The organism is Allobosea sp. P1_A7 (assembly GCF_056406775.1).
This window is the reverse complement of record NZ_JBFTZN010000006.1, coordinates 5,621-29,679: the sequence shown is the minus strand read 5'-3', so window position 1 is coordinate 29,679 and position 24,059 is coordinate 5,621. Positions and strand designations below refer to the sequence as shown.

Below are 24,059 nucleotides of genomic sequence, written 5' to 3'. Positions count from 1 at the left end.
AGGGGTTCGGAGCGATCGTTATGCCGACGATCTTTGACAAGCATCCTATCGCTTAGGGAACCAACCACAAGAATCCAACACTGATCACTTTTTTTGCCGTCAGCAAGCAGCACGGCCGATATCCTCTTCGGTARCACATTCATCGAATTTGGTGAGGTGGGCGGCGGGGCCAGCGGTTCACAGGTATTCGCAATTGCTTGATCAAGCGGCGCTGGCGGCCCCTCCCTCCCATCGCTGTTCCGATACCGCGCGGCCATCCGCGCGCTTTCCGATCGACCGGAACCGGCCGAGTGACAAGCGTTTGCGCTAAATCAATGACAAGCGTTTGCGCTAACTCAATGATAAGCGGTTGAGCATGTCTAGGTAATAGATCTGGTGGTATGCTGGCTAATCTTATGACCGTCATGCCTGGAAGATCGCCCGAAAATAAATGCGAAGTCCTCTACGAATCGGCTTTCGCATTTCCGAGAGACGTTCTACGGTTAAAAGAATTGTCCGGGGCTGGAGCGCTCACTATGACAAAGAGGCCTTTTTTCGAGAAAAATCTATTCAATAGTTCTGCGTTGGCTACAGTATTCGGCGCGATCGCATCGCAAGGACGCAAGTGGAGGGTGGCAAGACAGCCTTCTCGCGCCGCTCATAAAGGTCGTATTACAGCGCCGCGAAGTCAGAATTTCAATATAGAGGCAGTTGAACCTCGTGTTCTGATGTCATCCGACATCAGCTATATGTTCAATCCACTCGATGTTGGCAATGCCGCCGATGCGGTCGATGGTTTCGACTTGACGTTGCGCGTCGTCAACGATGGCGGCCAGGCCAAACTGGAACTTTATAACAATGAGTCGAGTAGTGTCGTCGGATCGAGCGTTCTCGATGGTGCTGTTACGGTTAATCTCACAGGCGGCGAACTCGACGACAAGCTCACGATCGATCTGTCTCTGCCGGCCGGCGTCAGTCCCGGTGCGCAGAACATCACGGTGCTGTTCGACGGTTTCGACGAGACGGTGCCGTTGCTGTTCGACAATACGGTTGCGATCGCGCCATCGAGCACGAGTGTCTACACTCCCGATCTGCTCCGGGTCGATTTAACCAATGCCGACGCCGTCAGTATTTCGGGGCAGATCGCGACGCACACGGGTCYCGAAGTCAATGCGAAAGACGGCGCCTCCATTGCAGTCCTCTCTGGTGCGGCGATCACGGCGGATGTCGGCGGGCATGTTACGCTCGACGCGTCCCTGATCAAGACAGTGACGGGCGACGCCGACTCGTTTGATTTCCTGCAGATTCATTCGGCTCAGATCAGCGTCACGGATGCTGCCATCACGGCGGGCACGATCGATCTTTACGCTCACATCGATCTAGACGTTACGATCAGCGCGGCCTCGGCTTTCGGTGACTCGCTGAGTTTCAGCGAGGTGCTTCCCATCCTAAACAGCGCCGTGAAGCTGGACGGGGCGACGCTGAATGCGACCGACCCCGACGCAGACCCCGCCAAGGGTGATGTGCAACTGCGTGCGAACTCCGCCGTGACGACCGTACTGACGCGCGGCGGCGATAGCGATCCCGATACCAGCACGGATGCCGGTGTCGCGGTGGCCGTTATCCTCAGTGACGTCAGTGTCGAGATCACAAACAATACCTCGGTCACGGCGCAGGGCGACGTCAGCGTCTCGGCCTCCAATACGGTCAATGCGACGACGACGGCGGACGGCACGCTTGCGAGTTCGGCTGGGGCGATGGTCGCGGTCACGACGATCAGCGGCTCGACTGGAGCTTTGGTCGACCACAGCACGCTTGACGGCGCCTCCATCGCGGTGAGCGCGACGAGCGATCGCCGAGCCACTACGCTGGCGAAAGCGGCGGCAGACGGCTCGACCAAGGGCGGCGCCGGAAACAACAACGAATCCGAGGCGCGGCTCAAGGATCCAAACAAGGACGGCAACACCTCAGATAGCGCCAAGACCGGCGACGGCAGCAGTGTCGACTTCGCGGCGACCGTCGCGGTCAGCGTGCTGACCGGCGACACGACGGCGACCATCAACGCGGCGACCTTGACGTCCGACACGGTGGTCATGGTTTCGAGCAGCGCCAAGGCAATGGTTTCGACCACGGCAGACGGCTCCTTCACCGAGGATTCGGCGCCTGGCGTCGGCGTCGGCGTGGCCGTCGGTGTGCATATCGCCGATGCCAAGGCGGAGATCCTGGGATCCAATTCGATTACCGCTCCGGGCGGACTGGCCGTTTCGGCCACCGTGCCGGAGAGCCATTTCGACGTCACGGCAAAATCCGGCGCGAGCGGGGGAAGCTCCGGCCTCGCCGCTGCAGGCGGGCTTGCGATCAACGTGACGATAGTCGACGCGTCGGCGCGCATTGCTCCGGGTGCGACGATCGATCTGCATGGCGGCAATCTGACACTGACTGCGACATCGGAAACCCACACGGCCGCGACCGCGACCGCGAATGTGGGCGGCGGCGGGAGCACCGGCATCGGCGCATCGATTGCCATCAATTATGCGGAGAACGGCACCAACGCGGTCGTCGCGACAAACGCACAGCTCGATAACGTCAACACCCTCACGCTGGATGCGACGGCGACGCATAAAATGACGACGGCCGCGACCGGCGGCGCCGAGGGCGGCACCGCGATCACGCCGGTGGCCGCCCTGTCGTTTGCAACTTACAGGACCGAGGCCAAAATCGAATCGGACGCCGGCGGCCCGCTGCTGCTGGACGGCGCCTTGTCGTTGACGGCGTCGAATACGACCGACGTGCAGACGACGGCGACCGGTTCGACCGAGAGCTCCGGCAGCGCGGCGATTGGCGCGTCCTTCGGATTGGCGGTCAACACCTCGGCCGGCCTCGCCTCGGTCGATCGCAATGTGATTGCCGGCGGCGCGGTGTCGCTGACCGGGCGCAATCGCGCCAATACCAAGACCTCGTCAAGTGCCTCAGCCTCTGGCTCCGAGGACAAGGGCGGCGGCAATGTCGACAGCCAGGCGTCCACTCAGCGCAGCAGCGGCGATTCGCAAGGCACGTCTCGCGGCGGCAGCGGAACTTCCGGGGCGGGCAGCAATGGCAAGGCCAGCACGTCGGAGGGGCCTGTCGCCGTAGCGGCGGCGGTTACGGTCAACGTCGTCGATTCTGATAGCGGCGCAACGATCGGCGCCGGCCGTCAGATCACGAGCACCGGGGCCGGACTGGCCCTGTTCTCGCAGAACAACACCGACACCGAGGCCAAGGCGACCGGCGAAGCGACGAAGGCCGGCAGCGCGGGCGTTGGGGTCGCAGTGGCGCTCAACACCGTCGACATCGACAACATCGCCGAGATTCAGGTTGGCGCCAGCATCGACACGACCGGCATCTCGGTGAAGGCCGAGATGCTGGACCTGCCGGCGGAAGCGACCGACACCCATACCTCGCTGGTCGAGGCCAAATCGGGCGCAGGCGCCAAGAAAGTCGGTGTTGCCGGCGGCGTCGGCATCAATCTGGTCGATGTCGACACCACGGCGCGGATCGGCGCCAACGCGACGCTGACCCCGCATAACGGGGATGTCGTGGTTCAGGCCGTCTCGACCACCAAGAACAAGGCCGACGTTCTGCCGGAAGCCAAGGCGTCCGGCTCCGACGCCGGCATCGGCGCGTCGGTGGCGTTCCAGGTGATCGACACCACCACGCTCGCCGAAATCATGAGCGGCGGCTCGATGGTCGGCCAGGCCAATGACCTGACGGTCACGGCGACGGCGAGCCATCTCAACGAGACCAACGCGACCCACGGCGCGGCCGGCGACAACCTCGCGATTGGCGGCGCGGTGGCGGTCGCCATCGTCACCAACAGCACAACGGCGCGCATCGAGAGCGGCGGGGCGTATGGCGCGCTGACCGGCTCGATCTTGATCGACGCCAACCACACCAGCACGACCAATTCGCTCGTCAAGGCCGACGTCGAATCCGACAGCGTCGGCATCGGCATCGCAGTCACCGTGAACGTGGTCAACGAGACCGTCGAGGCGAAGCTCGGCCGCTCGCTCACGACGACCGCCGGCTCGGCGACGGTGGCGGCCCATGCGACGGTGGCCGGCAAGGCCGAGGCCACGGCCTCGGCCGGCGGCGGCAAGAACGACGGCGAGGATTCCGACAAGAAGAGCGACGACGCGGTCAATCAGAACGCCAATAAGGGCCAGGATCGAACGGTTCCCAAGGGGGCCGACAGCCAGAGTTCTGGCAACAGCCAGGCGCAAGGGCAATCCGGGACCGGCGCCAGCGGCGTCGGGATTGCGGCTGCCGCAGCGGTCAATGCCGCGACGGTGAATGTGACGGCGCAGATCAGCAATGGCGCGGATGTCACCGCGTCCGGTCCGGTGGTGGTGCGTTCGCTGGCGAGCGTCGACGAAAATGCGCAGGCGGTCGCCACCGCGGTCGACTTCTCCAAGGGCAACGTCAATATCGGCGCCGCGGTCGGCCTCAATATCGCGACCTTGAACAACCGCGCCCTGATCGGCGCGGGCTCGGCCGTCACCGGCAGCGGCATCACGATCGAGGCGGTCACGCCGCTCGGCCAGCGCAACGACTACAGCGCCAGCGCCTATGCGGCCGGCGGCAACAAGAGCGGCAGCGTCGCAGGCTCGGCCGTGCTGGCGCTGAACGTCGTCACGGCGACAACGGTTGCGCGCAGCGACGACAATACCGACCTCAACGCGACGGGCGGCGACATCAGCGTCACGGCGCGCCACAGCATGGCCGTCGGCGCGGTCGCGGCTTCGGGCGGCGTCTCGCTCGACGGCGTCGCCTTCGGCGCCRCCGCCGCGATGAATCTGATCAATGTCGGCGACGACAGCAACAATGCCTTCGACACCGGCACCTTCGCGAGCATCGGCAATGGCGAGACCGCCGTGTCCGGAGCTTCGGCACAGGCAATCGGCGCCATCTCCGTTTCGGCGACCACGACGATCACCCATCTCGACGTGCTCGATCTGCCGACGGCGATCAACGACAACGGCGTTGATGATCCCGGCTTCGGGCTGACTTCACTGGCCGTTGCCGCGGGCGCCAGCTCCGGCAATGCGGCGGTGGCAGGCTCGGCCTCGATCAACGTCATCACGTCGAACACGCGCGCCTATATCGATGACGATGTGTCGGTGCCGGATTCCGGCTCGATTTCGGTCGCGGCTGTCGACACCCTGAACCTGTTTTCGCTGGCCGGCTCGGTTAGCATCAGCGCCGACGGCGTCGGCATCGGCGCGGGGCTCGATCTCGCGGTCATCAACAAGAACACGCGCGCCTATATCGGCGCTGGAGCCGATCTCCACAGCGACGGCGATCTTTCGATCACGGCGAATTCGACCGAGACCATCACCTCGGTCGCCGCCAATGGCGGCGTCAGCGCGAGCTCGGTCGGCATGGCAGTGTCGGCGACCGTCGTGGTGGTGGACACCAAGACCTTCGCCGGCGTGAACGACGGAACGTCGGGCGACTATGCCGCACTGACGGCCGGCGGCAACGTCACCATCCACGCCCAGGGCGACCTGACCTTGAAGGGCATTGGCGGTTCGATCGCTGTCGGCAGCTCGGCCGGCATCGGCGGGTCGAACCAGACCTTCGTCCACACGGACACTGTCGAGGCGGCGATCGGCGATTATGCGCGCGTGAGCTCCTCCGGCAGCGGCGCCACGACCGGCGTCGAGGTCTCGGCCGATTCCAACGAGACCGTCATCGGAATCTCGGCGGCTGGCGGAGCAGCGTCGAACGTTGCCGTCTCGGGGTCGGCGACCGTCAATCTGTTCGATGAGACGACGACCGCGCGCGTCGGCAGGGGCGCGCATATCACGACCTCCAACCCGTCGGGTTCACCGGATCTTACGGTGAAGGCGGAGGACGTCACGACGCTGGTTTCGGTTGCGGGCTCGCTCGCAGCGTCGGGTTCCGTCGCGGTCGGCGTTGGCGTCGACGTCGCGACCTTCGGCAAGACCACCAAGGCTTATATCGATTCCGGCGTCGTCACCTCGATCGACGGCGATATCATCGTCGATGCGAATGCCGTCGAGGATGTGACCTCGGTGGCCTTCGGCGTCTCGGCGACCGGCAATATCGGCGTCTCGGCCGATGGCAGCGTCCAGGTGTTCAGCAATACGACCCGCGCCTTCATCGGCGATGAGGACGGCATCGGCAGCCTCGGCGCCGGTGACGTGCACGCGAGCGGCTCGATCGCCATCATCGCGAATGATTCCACCGAGGTCGACAAGGTCATCGCCTCGGCGGCCTTCGCCGGGACCGGCGGCATCACCGCCGCGGCCGGCGTCACCGTCTCGAACAAGACGACCGAGGCCTATATCGGCAAGGGCGCCAAGGTTTCCGGCGACGGCAATTCGGCCGTTGCGACACCGACCGGGGCCTTCGATCTCAACGCGACCGTCGCAGGCCCCGAGCAAGCCTACGATCCCGACGCGGCCGACAACAGCGGCGCCGCCGGCATCGAGGCGCAGGGCTCGGCGAATGCGAGCGCCGGGGATCTTGCGAGCGCTGGCGAAGTTTCGCCGCCGACGCCGGTCGGCAGCGGCGATGGCACGACTTCGGTGAACGGGGCACCGGGCAGCATCAGCAACCCGAATCTCGGGCAGAACGTGCGCCTGACGCCGACGAAGGGCACGGCGCAGGGCGTCATCGTCGCYGCGACCAGCAATGACGACATCGAGAGCTATTCCTTCGGCGTCGCCGGAGGCGGAACCTTCGCGGTCGCAGTGGCGGCGTCGGTCAACGTCATCAACGCGACGACGACAGCCTATATCGACGACGGCGCGGTGGTCTCCTCGGCGAACAGCGACGTGATCGTGGTCTCCGGCAACGATTTCCGTCATACGGCGGCAGCCGCCGCCGTGGCGGTGGCAGGCACGGCGGCGATCGCGCCCGGCGTCGATGTCACGACCAGCGACAACCATACCAAAGCCGAAATCCGCGGCGCCAGCGTCACGGCCGGCAATGATGTCCGGGTCAGCGCGAAAGCGGCTGAAGACATCCTGCTCGTCGGCGTCGGCATCGGCGGTGGAACGGTGGGCGTCGGCGGCGGCGTCAACGTTCTGTCCTYGAACGCCGAAACGGCTGCCACCGTCGGCGGTACGGTGCGGGCCGACGGCGACGTCGTCGTGCATGCGCAGGACGACACCAGCCTGATGCTGATCGATGGCGGTCTCGGTGTCGGCTATGTCGGCGTCGGCTTCGGTGTCGGCGTCGTGGTCGTTGACAAGCACACATCGGCGATCATCGCGGACGGCGCGGATGTCACGGCCCTCGGCCAAGGGACGGGTGAGAGCGTCGTCAACGGAACCATCAGCGGCTCGACCTTCAACACGGCCGAGGCGCATGGCGTCATCGTCGATGCGGCCTCGAGCGAAGACCTGTTCCATATGGCGATCGCGGGCGGCGGCGGCTTCGYCGGCGMTGCRGGCTCGATCACCGTCGATCTGATCAGTTCGCAGACCAAGGCGCGCATCGGCAATGCCGATATCAACAAGAACGACAACGCTCTCGCCTCGTCGGCTCAGGATGTGTTCGTCAATGCGGCCAATCGGGCGACGATCGAGACCTATACGCTGGGCGTCGCCGGCGGCTTCGTCGGCATCGGCGGTTCGGTCGATGTCGGCACGCTGAACAACAATACCAGTGCGCTGATCGATAACGGCGCCGATGTCCACGCGCGCGACGACATCAATGTCAATTCGGTCGCCTATAAGGCCCTCGACGGCATTGTCATCAGCGCCGGCGGCGGCTTCGTCGGCGTTGCCGGCTCGATCTCGGTGTGGTCGATCGGCACGCAGCTCGACAGCGAGTACAAGGACAAGAAGAACGATGGCTCGTCGAGCCCGTCGCAAGACTCGCTTGCCGGCGGGTCGGACAATGTCAGCGACGAGGCGGACACCCAGGCGACCGAGACGCGCAACAGCAGCATGAGCCATGTCTCGGCCCTGAAGAACGTGCAGGGCGGCAAGACCGGCGAGCGCATCCAGGGCGGCACGACCAGCGCCAGCGGTTTCGTCAATACGAGCAAGGCGGCGACGACCGACTTCTCGAGCCAGATCAGCGCGGCCCCGCCGGTCATCGGCACCTCGGCGATCATCGCCAATGGCAGCGCGACGACGGCAGATGGCGATATCGGCGTGCGCGCCGCTGAAACCGTCGACGTCGATACGACGACAGGCGGCATCGGCGGCGGCGCGGTTGGCGCGGCGGCCGGCATCAGCGTCCTCAACCTGGCGACGAACGTCACGGCCGCGGGCGGCGGCATCATGTCGGCCGGCGGCACCATCGTCATTCACAGCGAGATGCGCGAGACGATCGAGGTCGACGCCTTCGCGGTCGGTGCGGGCGCCGTCGGCCTCGGAGCCGGCGTCGCGGTGATCAATAATTCGAGCACCAACACCGCCATGCTGAGCGATGGCGGCATCATCGTAAAGGCCGCTTCTGTCGAGATCAGTGCGACGACGGTGCAGACGGCAACGCATCTGTTCGGCGGCCAGTTCACCGGCGGCGCCGCCGGCATCGGTGCCGTGTGGGTCGATGCCACCTTCGCCGGCTCCACCACCGCGAAAGTCGGCGTCGACGCAGAGGTCGGGCAGACGGGCACGGTCGGCAGCCTGCAGATCACCGCGGATTCGACCGTCGATGTCGAAGCCACGGTGGTCGGCGTCAGTGGCGGCGCGGGCATTGCCGTGGGCGCCAATTTCGGCTTCGTCGAGGTTCATCCGGTTGTGACGGCGAAGATCGACGACGGCGCCGCGGTGACGACATCGGGTGCCATCAATGTCGATGCGGATACGCATCATGACGCTTCGGCGACGGTGACCGGCGCTTCGGTCGCCGGTGGCGTCGGTGTCGCGCTGAGCTGGACGAGCGTCACCATCGATCCGACGGTGACGAGCGCGCTCGGCCTCAACGCGGTGGCGCGCTCGAACAACGCTGGCGTGAACTTCCGCGCGCGCCACAACGCCTCGCAGAACGACAGCGAGAAGAAGGCCTACGCCTCGGCGATCGCGGCCGGCGGCGGTATCGGCATCGGTGCCGGCGCGGGCGGCCGCGCCGAGGCGATCAATTCGGCGACGGTCAGCGCGACCGGAGCAACCGGTTCCCACGTCGTTGCGGTGGGGGCGAGCGGCTTCCTCTCCATTAACATCGGCTCCGCTGAGGGCCGGGCCTCCGGCGGTTCCGGCTCGCTCGGCGGCTCGATCGCCTTCATGAGCTCGACCGCCAAGGCGCAGGGCGCGAGCACGGCTTCGTTCGACGGCACGGCGGGCGACAGCAACGGGCAGAATTCGCTGGCGATCAGCGCCAATGCGCAGCGCAGCGCGGTGGCCAGCGACTTCGTCATCTCGCTCGGCGGCGTCTTTGGCGGCGCTGCAGCGCTCGGCGAAGCGCTTGCCGGCGGCAATACGCTCGCCACGCTCGGCGCCAATGCCAGCATCGACATCRGCGGCGACCTGTCGGTGATCACGGCGACGACCGATTTTGCCAAGGCCAAGGTCGAAGGCGGGGCGGGCGGTTTCATCGGCGGCGCGCTGCTGGAATCCCATGCCGAGGTCGGCGGCAAGTCCGAGGCTTCCATCGTGACCGGCGCCGAGGTGCTGGGAGCGGCCAACGTCAAGGTCGAGGGCAATGGCTCGAGCACGGGCGCTGCGACGACGACGACCGCGACCGGCGGTGCGGTTTCGGCCGGCGGCGCGAAGGCGCGCGTCGATGTCAAGCCGACCGTTAACGCGCTGGTCGGCGAGAATGTCTCGATCACCGGCGTCGGCGGCTTCGTGCGGGTGAAGGCCGATCTGTCGCAAAGCGAGGGCGATGCCACCGCCGCGGTCTATGGCGGCGGCCTGGCTCAGATCGGCGGCTCGAGCGCCAACGGGACGATCGACCCGACGGTGGCCGCTTCGATCGGAAAGAATGCGCATATCGATGCGGGCGGCAGCGTCATCGTCTCGGCGGCGTCGCGCCGGACCGACAACAGCGCGGCTTTCGGCGACACGTTCAACGCCGGCACGTCGGGTACCAATCCGACCGAGTACGGCAACGACGTCATCTTCTTCAAAAGCCACGGCCTGGCGACGGGCGACTCCGTCGTCTACCGCAGGAATGGCAACCCGGCGATCACGACGGCCGGCGGCGGAACGCTRACCGATGGCCGCGAATACACGGTCCTCGTGCGCGACGATAACACCCTGACGCTCGGCAATCAGTTCGACGGCGACGAGGTCGAAGCGCTGCAGCTGTTCTACCTGAGCGGAGATGTGCAGGAGGGTGTCGACAGCGATCGCGACATGATCCGCTTCTCGACGCCACATAAATTCGTCACCGGCGACGCGGTGCGCTACGACACCGGGCTTGGGCTGACCACGATCGGCATCGCCGAGGGGACGTATTACGTCCGCGTCGTCGACGACTATGCGGTGCAGCTCTTCGCCACCAAGGCGGAGGCGCAAGCCGCGCCGGCCCAGTTCGGCGTGGGATCTGTGGCGTCCAACCGCATCGATATCGGCGGCTTCGCGGATGGCGATCGCGTCACCTATCGCGATCCCGAGCCGGTGACGTTCCGCGCCAGCGGCGTCGACGCCGATCTCACGAACAACCTGCCGAACGGCAGCTATACGGCCGACGGCAATACGATCTTCATCGGCCCCAATAGCTTCAACAACGGCGAGAAGATCATCTATCGTACCGATGGCGCGCCGATTTCGGGGCTGGCGAACAATGGCGTCTACTACATCATCAAGGACAATGCCGACCCGCAGCGGATCAAGCTGGCGCTGACGCTCGATGCGACCGATCCGGACGACGGCGACGACGATGTTCCGATCACGCCGATCGCCATCTCGGGCAGCAACACCACCGCCGAAAGCAATGCCAACAAGGTCAAGCATTGGCTGACGCGGCCCGGCCTCGGCGAACTGGTGGACGGCACCACCTATGTGGTGATCAATTCGGGAGCGGGCGGCTTCCAACTGTCGGCGCCGGGTTCGGCGACCCCACTCGACCTCTCGGATATCGGCAGGAGCGGCTTGTTCAGCCTGTCGAAGGCCGGCCTCAACATCGCAGCCGCCTCGGGCAGYAATCCGCATGAGCTGGTCATCGACATGACCGGCGGCTCGGGTAGCCAGATCCTCTACGGGGCGGGCGACATCTCGCTGCGCGTGATYGCGCCGCCGGCCGGCGACGGCACCTCCTCGGTCTCCGCTAAGGGCGGCGGCGGCGGCGGCCTGGCGATCGGCTTCCCGAGTTCGTCGATCGTGGCGACTCCGAGCATCACCGCGAATATCGGGGCCGATCTCGTGATCGCCGGCGACGATGTCGAGGTGACGAGCTACGCGCAGGGCAAGGTCACGGCCTATACTGAAAACGCCGGCGGCGGCTTCATCCAGATCGGCACCACCGATGCGACCGCGAAATACAATGCCGAGAACAACGCCTTCATCGGCAATGATTCCGGCATGGACGGCACCGGCGTCGACATCGTGGCCCAAGGCGACGTGTTCGTCACGGCGCGGACCGACGCCGATGTCGCCTCGCGCGCACGTTCGGTCGGCGGCGGCTTCCTGGCATTTGCGGATTCCGACTCGCATGGCGCGATCGATCAAGGCGCCGCAGGCGCGGCGGCGGTGATCGGCAACAATGCCAACGTCGAAGGACGCGGCATCGCGGTCAATGCAGGCTATGACGCGGCGCGCCTGAGCGTGACGGCGCGCAGCGAGGCCGGCGGCTTTACCGGCACCTCGGTCGCCGATGCCTATGACAATAGCGGCCTGGCGGCCACCGTCCGCATCGGCGGGGGTGCGAAGGTGGACGGGCGCGAGGGCGTCGACCTGCGCGTTCTCAACTTCAACATCTACGACAAGGGCGGGGCGGTCGACGCCAGCGCCTCGTTCTATGGCCTCAGCATCCCGGTCGATGACGACCATGAAGACGGCACGCTCGCCAGCAACATCGTCACCGACGACAACGCGCTGATCATCGCGGCGCCGCGCATTCCGGGCGACACGGCGCTCGACATCACCGATCTCGGCGCGCTGCCTTCGCTGGCGCTGGTGTCGGAGATCAACAGCCCGCGCGGCGGCATGGTCACGACCTGGAACGCCGATGTGGTGCTGCAGAGCGGCCCGAGCCCAACCCTTGTCGTCGACAGTGCCGGCAAGATCGTCAAGGCTGTGAACGTCACCGTCGACGGCGGTCATGGCGTCGATTATCAGACCAATGCGGGTTCCTTCAGCGTTGACGACATCATCAACGACGACCGCGGTCAGGCGATGTTCAAGTCGAGCGGCGGCGCGATTAGCGAGACGGCCGGCGCATTCCCGCTGTTTACCTTCCTCGACACCTATCGCGACGTGACGCTGACGAACGAGTCCGACCGGACGATGATCGTCAATGATATCGACGTCATCAACCGGACCGCGACGACGCCGGCGCATGAGGTCTTCATCCGCATCCCGACCGATATCGGCTTCGAATTCGACGTCACGCATGATTTCAAGCCGACTGTCGTCACCGTCGAGAATACGCGGCTCTCGGGCGGCGCGCCGGATATCCAGTTCGCCGGCGAAGTCGACAATCCGATCGGCATCACGCTGATCACCAACCAGCTCGGCAATATCTATTCGGTCGATGGCGGCGTGGTCCGCACCGATACCTTTGCGATCTTCGCCGCGACGGGCAGCGTCGGCACCGACGATGCTCATCGCCTGCGCCTGGAAATCGTCGAGAGCAATGACGGGCCGACCGGCGATGACCGCTATCGCCGGGTCGATGCCGCGCAAAATATCTATCTCGACGTTCGCGGCCTGCAACGCCGCGCGCTTGCCGGGGCTGAGACCGCCGACAGCGGCTTCACCACCGATATCGACCGGCTGCAGGCTGGCGGCGACGTCAATATCCGCATCCAGCACGGCAAGGATCAAACGACTCTGACGACAGTCGACTATCAGATCGAGGTCGACCAGAGCGCCGTGGTGATCGCTCCGACCCCGTCGGCGATCGATACCGTGCACACGCATTTCCGCTCGACCAACGAGCCAGGCGCGGTGACGCAAGCGTTCCCGCTCGGTGTGTTCGGCACCGGCAACGCCGATACCAACGTCACCTACCTGGTCGGTCAGGCCTCTGACACTGCCAAGCGGATCATCGCGGGCAACGACATCGATGTGCTCGGTCCGACCAGCGGGGCGCTGACCCATTTCACCGCCTTCAGCAACATCCTGGCGCTCGGCAATATCGACGTCATCACCAATGGCGACATCACGCTGACCGAAGTGACCGGCGACCTGCGCGTCGGGCGCATCGCCTCGATCGGCCGCGACGTCAATCTCCATTCGCCGCGGCGCATTCTCGATGCGCTCAGCGGCACGCAGAACACCGGCGATCAGGGCATTGGCGTCGACGCCGACGTCACCGGCCGCAACATCACGATGACGGCCGGCGACAACGGGATCGGCGACGTGGAAGGCCAGGGCGGCATCGGCACGCCCAGCAACTTCCTCGAAATCAACGTCGATGTGCTGAACGGCGCCGGGTCAGATTTCGGCGTGCTGCGCGCATTCGACACGGCGTCGGGCTTCAATACCGAGGGCATCTTCCTGACCGAGGTGCTGCGCGCGGGCGATGTCGCGGCGGTTCTCGGCACTGAGACCGCCGGCGACCTGAAGGTGCATACGGTCGACACCAAGGGCGACGTCACGCTGGCGACGCAGAACGGCTCGATCGTCGATGCACGCAACAATGGCGCCGGCGACGATGCGGCCGATGTCTTCGGCAATACGATCAACCTGTTCGCGCAGGGCGGCGGCATCGGCAGCTCGGCCGGCGCACCGATCGACAATCCGCAGGCGAACGGCAACAACGACCTCGAGATCGACACGCAATTCTACGCGCCGGGCACCATCGGCGCGCGTGCGAGGGGCGACATCTACGTCACGGAGGTCGACGAAGCGGCCGATATCGTGCTGCTTCAGTCGAGCGGCGGCAATATCCGCGTCACGGTCCGCGAAACGGCCGTGCTCGGCGAGGATCTGAACCTGCTGCATTCCGGCTCGGTGCTGTTCCTGCAGGACCAGCCGGAGGCCGTATCGCAGGGCTTCATCAACGCGCAGAACGGTTCGATCCTGCTGCGGGTCGGCGACAATGTGAATACGGATGCGAATGCGCGCATCGCCGCGGGGCGGAACGTCGATATCTATGGCGACTTCGCGCGCACGACCGGGCCGGTCTTCGATCTCGGCGATCCGGGCTACGGCACGATCATGCATCTTGCCGGCGAGATCACCTCGGGCCCGAACAGCACCTATCTGACAYGGATCTTCGGCAATGCCGATGCCGACACGATCAATTTCGACCAGACCTATCTCGGCGGCCTGACACGCGCCTTCGGCAGCAACACGCCGACGCCGGCGGGTGGCTTCGCGCCGCTCGGCGACGACGAGGATCTGTTCAACGTCAACCAGCTGCAGACGATGAATGTCGCCGGTGGCGACACGCTGACGCTCGATGGCCAGTCGGCGACCGATTTCTACTTCATCAGGACGACCGGATCACAGGGCGCCCAGCGCGACTATGTGATCAATGTGCTCGACTCAGGCGCAGCCGACGACGGCGTCGACATCCTCTCCGTCTACGGCGCCGATAGCACGCTCAACGGCAAGTCCGGACCGAATGCACCCTATCCGACGGACGACATCTTCTTGCTGCGGCGGACGACGGCGCTGCCCGGCAGCGAGACCGCGGCCCGCAACGCCCTGTATCAGGACAGCTCGGCGTTCGTCGCGCTCCTGCACGGCTCGCTGACGCAGACGCAGACCAGCGACCCCTCCGGCGATGCGAGCCTGCGGCCGCAAAGCGTCCAGCGTGTCAACTACGACGCGGCCATCAACGGGCGCCTGCAAGTCTTCGGCTTGGGCGGCAACGACTACTTCGCCTCGGACGACAACGCCGCCATCACCACGCTCGACGGCGGCCTGGGCGACGACACGTTCCAGATCGGCCAGCTCTACGGCTTGCAACGCGATGCGAGCGAGCATCTCTCGGCGCCTGTCGGCAACACCTTCGGCGGCTCACTGTCGCCGAACGATGTATTCGGCACCGTCGCGACGACGCGCGGCTGGCTCAGCCGCGGCAACAGCGAAGCGCTGGTCGCCGTCGGCGGCTCGGGCGATGATACCTTCACGGTCTACAGCAACCAGGCGGCGACGCGCCTGGAGGGCAATGATGGCAACGACCTGTTCGTCGTCCGCGCCTTTGCGCTCGCCGAAACCACGCCGGCGGGCGAGATCGACTGGATCGATCCGGTTGCGCAGATCGCTCGGCCGAAACTGACCAGCGGCTTCTCGACCGCAGCTGAAACCGACATCCGGACCGGCTCCGGCAACAACCAGGTCCAGTACAACATCAACGCGCCGGTCTCGATCGACGGCGGCAACGGCTTCGACAAGGTCGTCGTTCTCGGCACCGAATTCGCCGACCATATCGTGGTGACAGAAAAGGGCGTCTTTGGCGGTGGTCTGACGGTCAGCTACGCCAATGTCGAAGTGCTCGAGATCGATACGCTCGAGGGCGACGACACGATCGATATCCTCAGCACCGCCCCTGGCATGGCGACCCGTGTCATTGGCGGCCTCGGCAGCGATTCGTTCAGCGTTGCAGGCGACGTGACGGGCGACGTGTTCTCCCGCGATATCGAGGGAACCAGCGGCACCATCAATCATGACGTGCGCTCGCTCGGTGGCGACTATGACGGCAAGTCCGTGCCCGGCATCGACGTCACGGTCGCGCGCGGCAATCAAGGCCAGGTCATCATCGACGAGAGCGGCGGCATCAGCGACGGCTTTACCGATGTCCGCGAAGGCGGCGTTGCCGACAGCTACCGCGTCTATCTCGCGCAGGCGCCGACCTCGAACGTCTACGTCACCATCTCGGTCACGGATTCGCCGCAGGACGAGCAGGTGGCCTCGCTCCCGGATGGCGATCCGCGTCGGTCGCGGCCGCTGACCAGCGGCGAGACCGTGGTTCTTTCCGAAGTGCCGCCCATCATCCCGGCGGTCGATTACGATCGGCACATCATCCTCAATGGCGTCCCCATCGATGTGCCGAAGCACTCGATCGTGATGGTGTTCACCCCAGCCGCCTGGGACAAGAACCACGCGCAGACGGTCAGCGTCTCGGCGCTGGACGACGATCGCGCCGAAGGCGATCGCGTCATCGTCGCCAGCACCTCGGTGCTGAGTGCCGATGCGAACTTCGACCATGCGGTCGTGCGCAATGTGGAAGTCACGGTGCACGACAACGACCAGCCAGACATCGTCGTCACCGAGCTCGATCTGACGACGCCGGCGGGCACGGTCTACGGCTATGCGACGGACCTCAATAGCCAGGTCCTCGAGGGCGCGACGGCGGCGCAAGAGGTCATCGATCTCTATGCGATCCAGCTTGCGACCGCGCCGGCGGCCGGTGAGACGGTCACCATCCGGATCAACCTGTCGGACAGCCAGGTTCGCCTGTCGAGCTCCGACAGCCGGTTCCAGATCGTGCAGGAAGCCAACGGCTTCGGGCCGGGCATCTACACCGCCACGTTCAACGACACCAACTGGAACCAGCCGATCATCGTCGAGGCGCATGCGCGCTATGACGCTGAGCCGGAAGATACGCACAACACTGCGATCATCCACACGATCGACGTGGTTGCGACGACGGATGCAAGCTACGACGCGGCCGCCGGCCCGCTGTCGGACAAGCGGATCGACGTCCGCGTCTATGACGACGAGAATCCGGGCGTGTTCCTCCAGGAAAGCGCCGGCAAGACGCTCGTCGTGGCCGGCGATACCGTCAACGGTCCAGGGCCGGGCGATTCCTACACAATCCGCCTGACCAAGCAGCCGACCGACGAGGTCAAGATCGCGCTGCTGACGGACGGGCAGACCAACATCCAGGTCGGCGGGCAGATCTCCTACGAGGCTATCGGCCGCGTCACGCCGTCCGAGCTGTTCAACGGCTTCGTCTCGATCAACGGTGCCACGGTTCAGCTGGCGCCGGGCTCGGAGCTGATGAACTTCCTGACCATGGGCTTCGCGCCGGGTCAGTTGATCCATATCAGCGGTGCCGGCGCGCTCAATGGCGACTACACGATCGCGGCCGGCGCCGGATCGGTGACCGCCAGCACGATCACGCTGACGAGCCCGATCGGCATAAGCGGTCCGCTGTCCGGCGTCTCGATCAGCCGACTGATCTCGCATGGCATCTTCACCGGCGACGTCAGCTATGACTTTGCGAGCGGCAACGTCACCCGCACGGATGGCGGCAGCTGGTTGGACAACGGCTTCTTCGAAGGTCAGCTGATCAAGATCGGGGCGGACCCCGATCTCTATAAGATCGAGTCGTTCTCCAGCGCCAATGGCGGCGTACTGAACGTCATGACGCTCACTGCCAGGGACAAGCCGGCTGCGCTTGCCGGCGTGACGACATTCACGCAATGGGCCGCCGTCGCCCATTTCAGCACTGTAAACTGGGACGACCAGCTGACAGTGAATGTCGTCGCTGATCCGTTCTTCGATCTGGCGCCGGGGCGCGAGAACCTGAAGATCTTCTCCAAGCCCGATCATCTTCTGAGCGGCATTCGCGGCCCACTGGCGATCGAGGGCGGCACCACCGCGGCCGATCGCTCGCTGAAGGCGGCCGTGCTGTTGCCGKGAGAAGGCAATGCGCCGTTTTTCCAGATCGCGCTGCAGCCGCCTGAGAAGTTCCAGATCGACACGCTGAACATCTACAACGATGGCAGCGCCGAGAATCTGTCTGGAACGCTGACGTCGACGGCATTGACCGGTTTCAATATGGGACCGGACCTCGTGTTCCCGGTTCCTCCGGGCGGCCTGCCCTTCGGCGAGCCCTCGACCTTCCCGGGCGGCATCAGCTACGGCTCGATCGTCGTCGATCCGGTGACGGGGCAAATCAATCAGGGCAATACCGAGAGCACCGTCGAAGTCGTCAATGTCCTGCTCGGCCAGGGCAATGACCGGCTCGATATCCTCAGCACGCTGGTGCCGGGACCGGATCACAACGCTGACGGCAGCCTTGGCTCGGTCGCGGCGCATGGCGGCATCACGACGGTCCATGGCGGCGGCAATGCGCTGATCTCCCGCAGCGGCGCCTTCGACGTCGCGCCGGGCGCGATCACCCGCGTCGATGGCCTGTCCTGGATCAAGGCCGGTTTCGCGGTCGGTCAGCAAATCACCCTGACAGGCGATTTTGCTGGCTCCTACACGGTGACGGGCTTTGCCGACTCGGCTAACGGACCCGGAAGCACGCTGCTCCTCAGCGGCCCGGCGAGTAGCGTGGCCTTGACGGCCGCGACCAACGCGAATCTCACGGTCGCGGTCCGCGATTGGCTCAGCACCACCGGCGACTTCCAGCTGTTGGCCGACCGGATCATCCGCAAGGATGGCCTGTCGTGGCAGAGCCCGGGCTTCGCCATCGGACAATCGGTGTCGATCACTGGCGTCACCGGCACCCGAGTCATTCTCGGCTTCGACAATTCCGCCTTCGGTGACGGCACCGCACTGCTGCTCGGCGGGCCGGCACTGGCGCCGGCCGCCAACCTCGCCGGCACGGTGGCGGTCACGGATCGCTATGCGATCGATCACGTGCGCGTCGGCGGCGACACCATCATCGTCACCGGCGGCGCCGGTCCGACCTCTCCGCTGGTCGTCTATGGCGACACCTCGCAGGATGGCGTCTGGTATGCGGGCAATCCGCATGCGCTCGCGCTGCGCGACTTCGGTCCGAAGCCGACGCCTCACGAGGACGGGATCGCTGTCAGCAAGATGGCGGCGAGCATTGATCCCGTGACGCTGCAGACGATCGGCCAGATCGTGCGGACCTCCGGCTCCTGGGTCGGCTCCGGCTTTACGGTCGGCGCGCAGATTCTCGTCGACGGCAAGCTGGTCGGCCTGGTCCGCAACGTCACCGCGACGACGCTGACGCTGATCGATCTCACCGCCGACTTCACGGCGATGACCAATGGCGCGCACGACGTCGCGGCGAAGAACCGCATCGGCAACGGCACTGATCATTTCATCTTCCCGCTCGCCAACCCGTTCAAGCTGTCGGGCAACGACATCATCGACGCGTCGGCCCTGTTTGCCGGCACGCCGGTCGGCAACCTGCCGTCGGTCGGGCTCACGGCCTATGGCGGCGCCGGCGATGATCTCATCATCGGCAGCCAGACKGGCGATCACCTGGCGGGCGGCTCCGGTCGCGACACGATCATCGGCAACCGCGGCGTCGATCACATCTATGGCGACTCCGGCGTCAATGTCGACGTGATTACCCGCCTGCTGTCGATCCCGAGCATCAATGCGAGCGTGACGCCGAACCGTGACAACCTCGCGGCTTCGACCGATGAGCTCTATGGCGATGCCCGCGGTTCGGTGCAGACTGACATCTACGGCAATTTCGACGATGCGATCTTCGGCGATCATGGCCGAATCGATCAGGATGTGAGCGGCGCGCGGGATACGACGAAGCCGATTCCGGCGAAGCTGCAAGGCATTCAGACGACGCTCTCCGCGCGACTGGTGCAATCGCTGGAGACCCAGAACGGCGCCAGCGACATTATCTACGGCAATGGCGGTCAGGACATCCTGATCGGCGGCACCGGCGATGACGCGATCGACGGCGGCAGCGGCGTCGACTTGATCTTCGGCGATCATGCCTCGCTCGATCGCTGGGGCCACCTCGACAACTTCGCGAGCCCGCGCTTCCAGGCGCTGAGCGGCACGCAGATCTATGCGACGACCGGCGCCAATACGGGCAGCGATCTGACCAACGGCGTCGCGCAGCTCGATCCGCGCGGCAATCTGGAGCCGCGTGTCAAGGCGGTGTGGGGGCCGGTCTGGGGAGACTACGTCGTCACGCTGGTCGGCCACAGCGCCAGCGCAGAGGCGAACATCACGGCCTATCGCGGCAACGACTACATCGCGGGCGGCGCCGACGACGACACCATCTTCGGTGCGCTTGGCAGCGACGTGGTGCAGGGTGACGGCTCCATCGACTACATCTCGCGCAGCCAGCGCGATGCCTCGGACCTCACCGGCTTCGTCTCGACGCTGGGTCGCGTCGGTGCGTTCCGGACGCCGAGCGCCAGCGATCCGGTCGGGCCGCTCACCTGGTTTGCCTCGGTCGATCGCGCCAGCGACGGTCACGATTATATCGAAGCGGGCGGCGGCAACGACGTCGTCTTCGGCAACCAAGGCCAGGACGACATCATCGGCGGCAGCTCGAACCTCTATGGCATGACGGACGGCGTGACGCTCGTGCGCGACACCAATCGGGACAAGCGCCCGGATGGGTCAGACCTGCTGTTCGGCGGCTCGGGAACCCACATCCTGCGCTCGGATATCGGCGACGCGGCAATCGCGGCGAACACCAATCTCATCACGCCGACGCCGGCCGGCCACGCCAACGATTCCGACATGATCCTCGGCGACAACGGCGACATCTTCCGCCTGGTCGGCGTCAACAATACGCCGCACGCCACGCCGACGTTCCTGACGTTCAACTACGACGACTATACAAGCGCTCTGCCGGCGGCGCAGCAGACGCACATCGTCGTGCGGGCTGCGCGCCTCATCGACTACACGCCAGGCGGCGTCGACTATAATCCAGTCGGCTTTGCCACCGACATCGGAGCGCGGGATGAGGTGCACGGCGAGTCCGGCGACGATTTCATCTACGGCATGGTGGGTGACGATGCCTTGTACGGCGACGGGCAGGACGACGACATCATCGGCGGCTATGGCAATGACTGGATCTCCGGCGGCGCCGGCGATGATGGTGTGATCGGCGACGACGGCCGCATTTTCACCAGCCGCAACAGCCTCAGCGCCGATCCGGCCAACCCGGGCTACCTCGTCAGCCTCGGCGAGTCGCTTTACGGCATCGTGCCGCTGCGCCAGGTCGATACCGACCTGAAGAACATCAACGGGGATGTGCTGAACGAGTTCATCTATACTCCCGGCAATATCCAAACCGCGACGATCAATCTCAGCGGCGCGCTGAAGAAGACGGTCGACATCACGCCGTTCAGCTCCGACCCGACATGGGACGGCTCGACCGATGAGTTCGGCATCGCGGGCGGGCGCGGGGTGGGCGTCTCGACGCATCACTATGACGACATCATCTTCGGCGGTCTCGGCAGCGACTGGCTGCATGGCGGCTCCGGCGATGACGCCATTTCGGGGGCGGAGGCCCTCCCGATCGCGGCGGCTGGTATTCCGGACGCCGTCCAGCCAGCGAGCGTTGCCGGTATCCCGGGCGTCGTCGCGGTGACGGATCTGGTGATCTCGGGCTTCGACCGGCCCTACAATCCGGGTAACATTCTCGGCTTCGAGCCGGTCGATGCCGACGGGCAACACAGTGAGCACCGCACGCGCGTCGGCGAGTTCGCGCTCTACGACGAGTACAACCCGCTGCGTCGGATCGTGCTCGCGGCGTCGGGTTCGACACAGACCTACCAGTTCCTGCTCAACTTCGATCCGACCGAGGGTGTCCTGCGCCCGTCCGGGACGATCCCCAGCGCCGTTGGGCAGCAGGTTTCGAGCTACCCGAATGCCTGGGACGATGGGCAGGACCGCATCTTCGGCGACCTCGGCAATGATTGGCTCGTCGGCGGCACGGGCAAGGACGACCTCTACGGCGGCCTGGGCAACGACCTGATGAACGCCGACGACAATCATGGCAGCACGGCAAATACGTCGGATGCGCTCGCCAACAATGTGCCGGATACACATCCATTCTATGAGGATCGTGCCTTTGGCGGCGGCGGTCGCGATGTGCTGATCGGCAATACGGGTGGCGATCGCCTGATCGATTGGAACGGCGAGTTCAACAGCTATCTGGTTCCGTTCGCGCCGTTCGGCATGGCGACCGTCAGCCGCACACTGCAGCCGCAATTGCACGAATTCCTCTACGCGCTGTCCCGCAGCGACGGAGCGGATGCAACGCGGGCGACCGACATCGTCGGCGCCGATCCGGTGCGCAACGGCGAGCCGTTCGGCGAACTCGGCCTCGTCTTGCAGAAGGATGCGGCCTGGCATGACCAGCAGGGCGGACCGTCCGATCCGCAAGCCGGCAATATCCCGGGAGGCAAGCGCGACATCCTGCGTTCGGCGGACTTCAGCAACGGCACCACGCAGGGCTTCAATGCCGTGGTCGGGTCGCCGTCATTGGTCAATGGCCACTATCAGATTTCGGCCTCGGTCGCCGGTGGCGACGCCGTAAGCGTCTTCGACCAAAGCGACACCGTGCTGCCGGACTATTTCGAGGTGCAGGCAACAATCAACCCGGTGAAGCCGATCGGCGGGGCCAAGGCTAATGCCTATCTGATCTTCGACTACCTGAGCCCGACAGACTTTAAGTTCGCGGGAATCAACATCTCGACGAACAAGCTGGAGATCGGACACCGCACTGCGAGCGGTTGGGTCGTCGACGTCGCCACACCATCGCAACTCAAGGCCGGCAACGACTTTGTGGTGATGCTCAAGATCGAGGGCAGCAAGGCAACCCTGGTCCAGGGCAAGACCACGTTGAGCCACACCTTCGGTGTGCGGATCGATTCGCTGGGTATAAAGCACACGCTCAACTACGGTTTGGTCGGCATCGGCTCCACCGGCGGCGCCTCGTCGCAGATCGACGATGTCGTCGTCCAGGCGCCGCCCGGTGCGATCACGCTCGACATGACGGCGGATTTCGGCGCCACCAAGCCGGCGAGCCTCCTCTTCACCCAGCAGCCGCTCAGCGGCACCTGGCAAACGACGGCCGACGGCCGCTATCTGGCGACCGCCGCCGACGCTATTAACCCGGCTGTCAATCTGATCGGTTATCCGGTGACACCGGGCTCGATGCTCAGCATCCAGACGACGATGAAGACGTTTGGCCAGGGTGGCATCGTGTTCGACTACTATGGGCCGCAGGAATTCAAGTATGCGACGCTGTCGGCAGATGGCCGCCAGATCATCATCGGCCATCATACCGGTGCGGCCTGGGTGGTCGATTCGGTCTACAACACCAACATCGGCTCGGGGACTGATTATCAGGTCAGCTTCACGCTGAAGGGCGGCCTGATCAACGTCTCGCTCAATGGCGCGGTGGTGGCGAGCAAGCTTTATAACAGCGTCATCACGGACGGTGGCTACGGGCTAATCAGCTTCAAGGGCCTGCGGTCCGGCCAGACATCGTTCGATGCCGTGCAGATCAAGACCGACGACAGCGCCTATCTGCCGCTGGCGGAGCTGCAGGTCGAAGCCGCATCCGCGCCGAGCGGCACAGTCATGCCGATCACCAGCGAACAGCTGGCGGGGGCGACGGCAGCGGCCAAGCAGATCTGGACGGCTGCGCTCGGCGCCGGCGACGCACGGCTCAACGCCCTGGCGACCGTCAACGTCCAGCTCGGCGATCTGGGCAATGGCGTGCTCGGGCAAACGGCGGCGAACACCATCATCGTCGATGCGGTTGCCGCCGGTTGGGGGTGGTTCGTCGACACCTCGCCGTTCGACAATGGCGAGTTCGCAAGCACACTGTCGGACGTCGCCTTTGCGGCGACGCCGGGCAGCGGGGCATACGGGCGGATGGACCTGCTCTCGACGCTGCTGCACGAGATGAGCCATGCGATGGGCATGGAGCATGCGACGGGAGAAGCTGACCTTTCAGTCACGACTGAATCCCTGACGGCTGGCGTGCGCGTGCTGCCGGCGGAGAACCGCCTGCGACTCGACGGCGCCCGGTTCCTGGCGATGACGCCCGAGACTCTTGCGGCGGCCAATAGCAGTAGCGCCTCTGCAGAGATCGGCGGCCAGAGCAGCGAGCATGCCCCGCTGATCATTTGGGACACGTTGCCGAACACGCCGCGGCGAGGAGCGGTCGTCTCGGATATCAACGATCAGGATTGGCTGAACGACTTCCTCGGTGTCAACGGTGGTGACGACAAGTACGATCCCAACAAGCGGATCCGCGTGTTCGTGCCACCGATCACCGGCTCGTCGCTGAGGAAATAG

General features: G+C 65.2%; 1 protein-coding gene. It reads left to right on the top strand.

Annotated elements, in window-relative coordinates:
* Positions 1 to 707 precede the first annotated feature (707 nt).
* The gene (locus AC1D34_RS01755) at positions 708 to 24,059 is read left to right on the top strand and encodes a hypothetical protein (RefSeq protein ID WP_476823340.1); all 23,352 of its coding nucleotides are present in this window, start codon (positions 708 to 710) and stop codon (positions 24,057 to 24,059) included.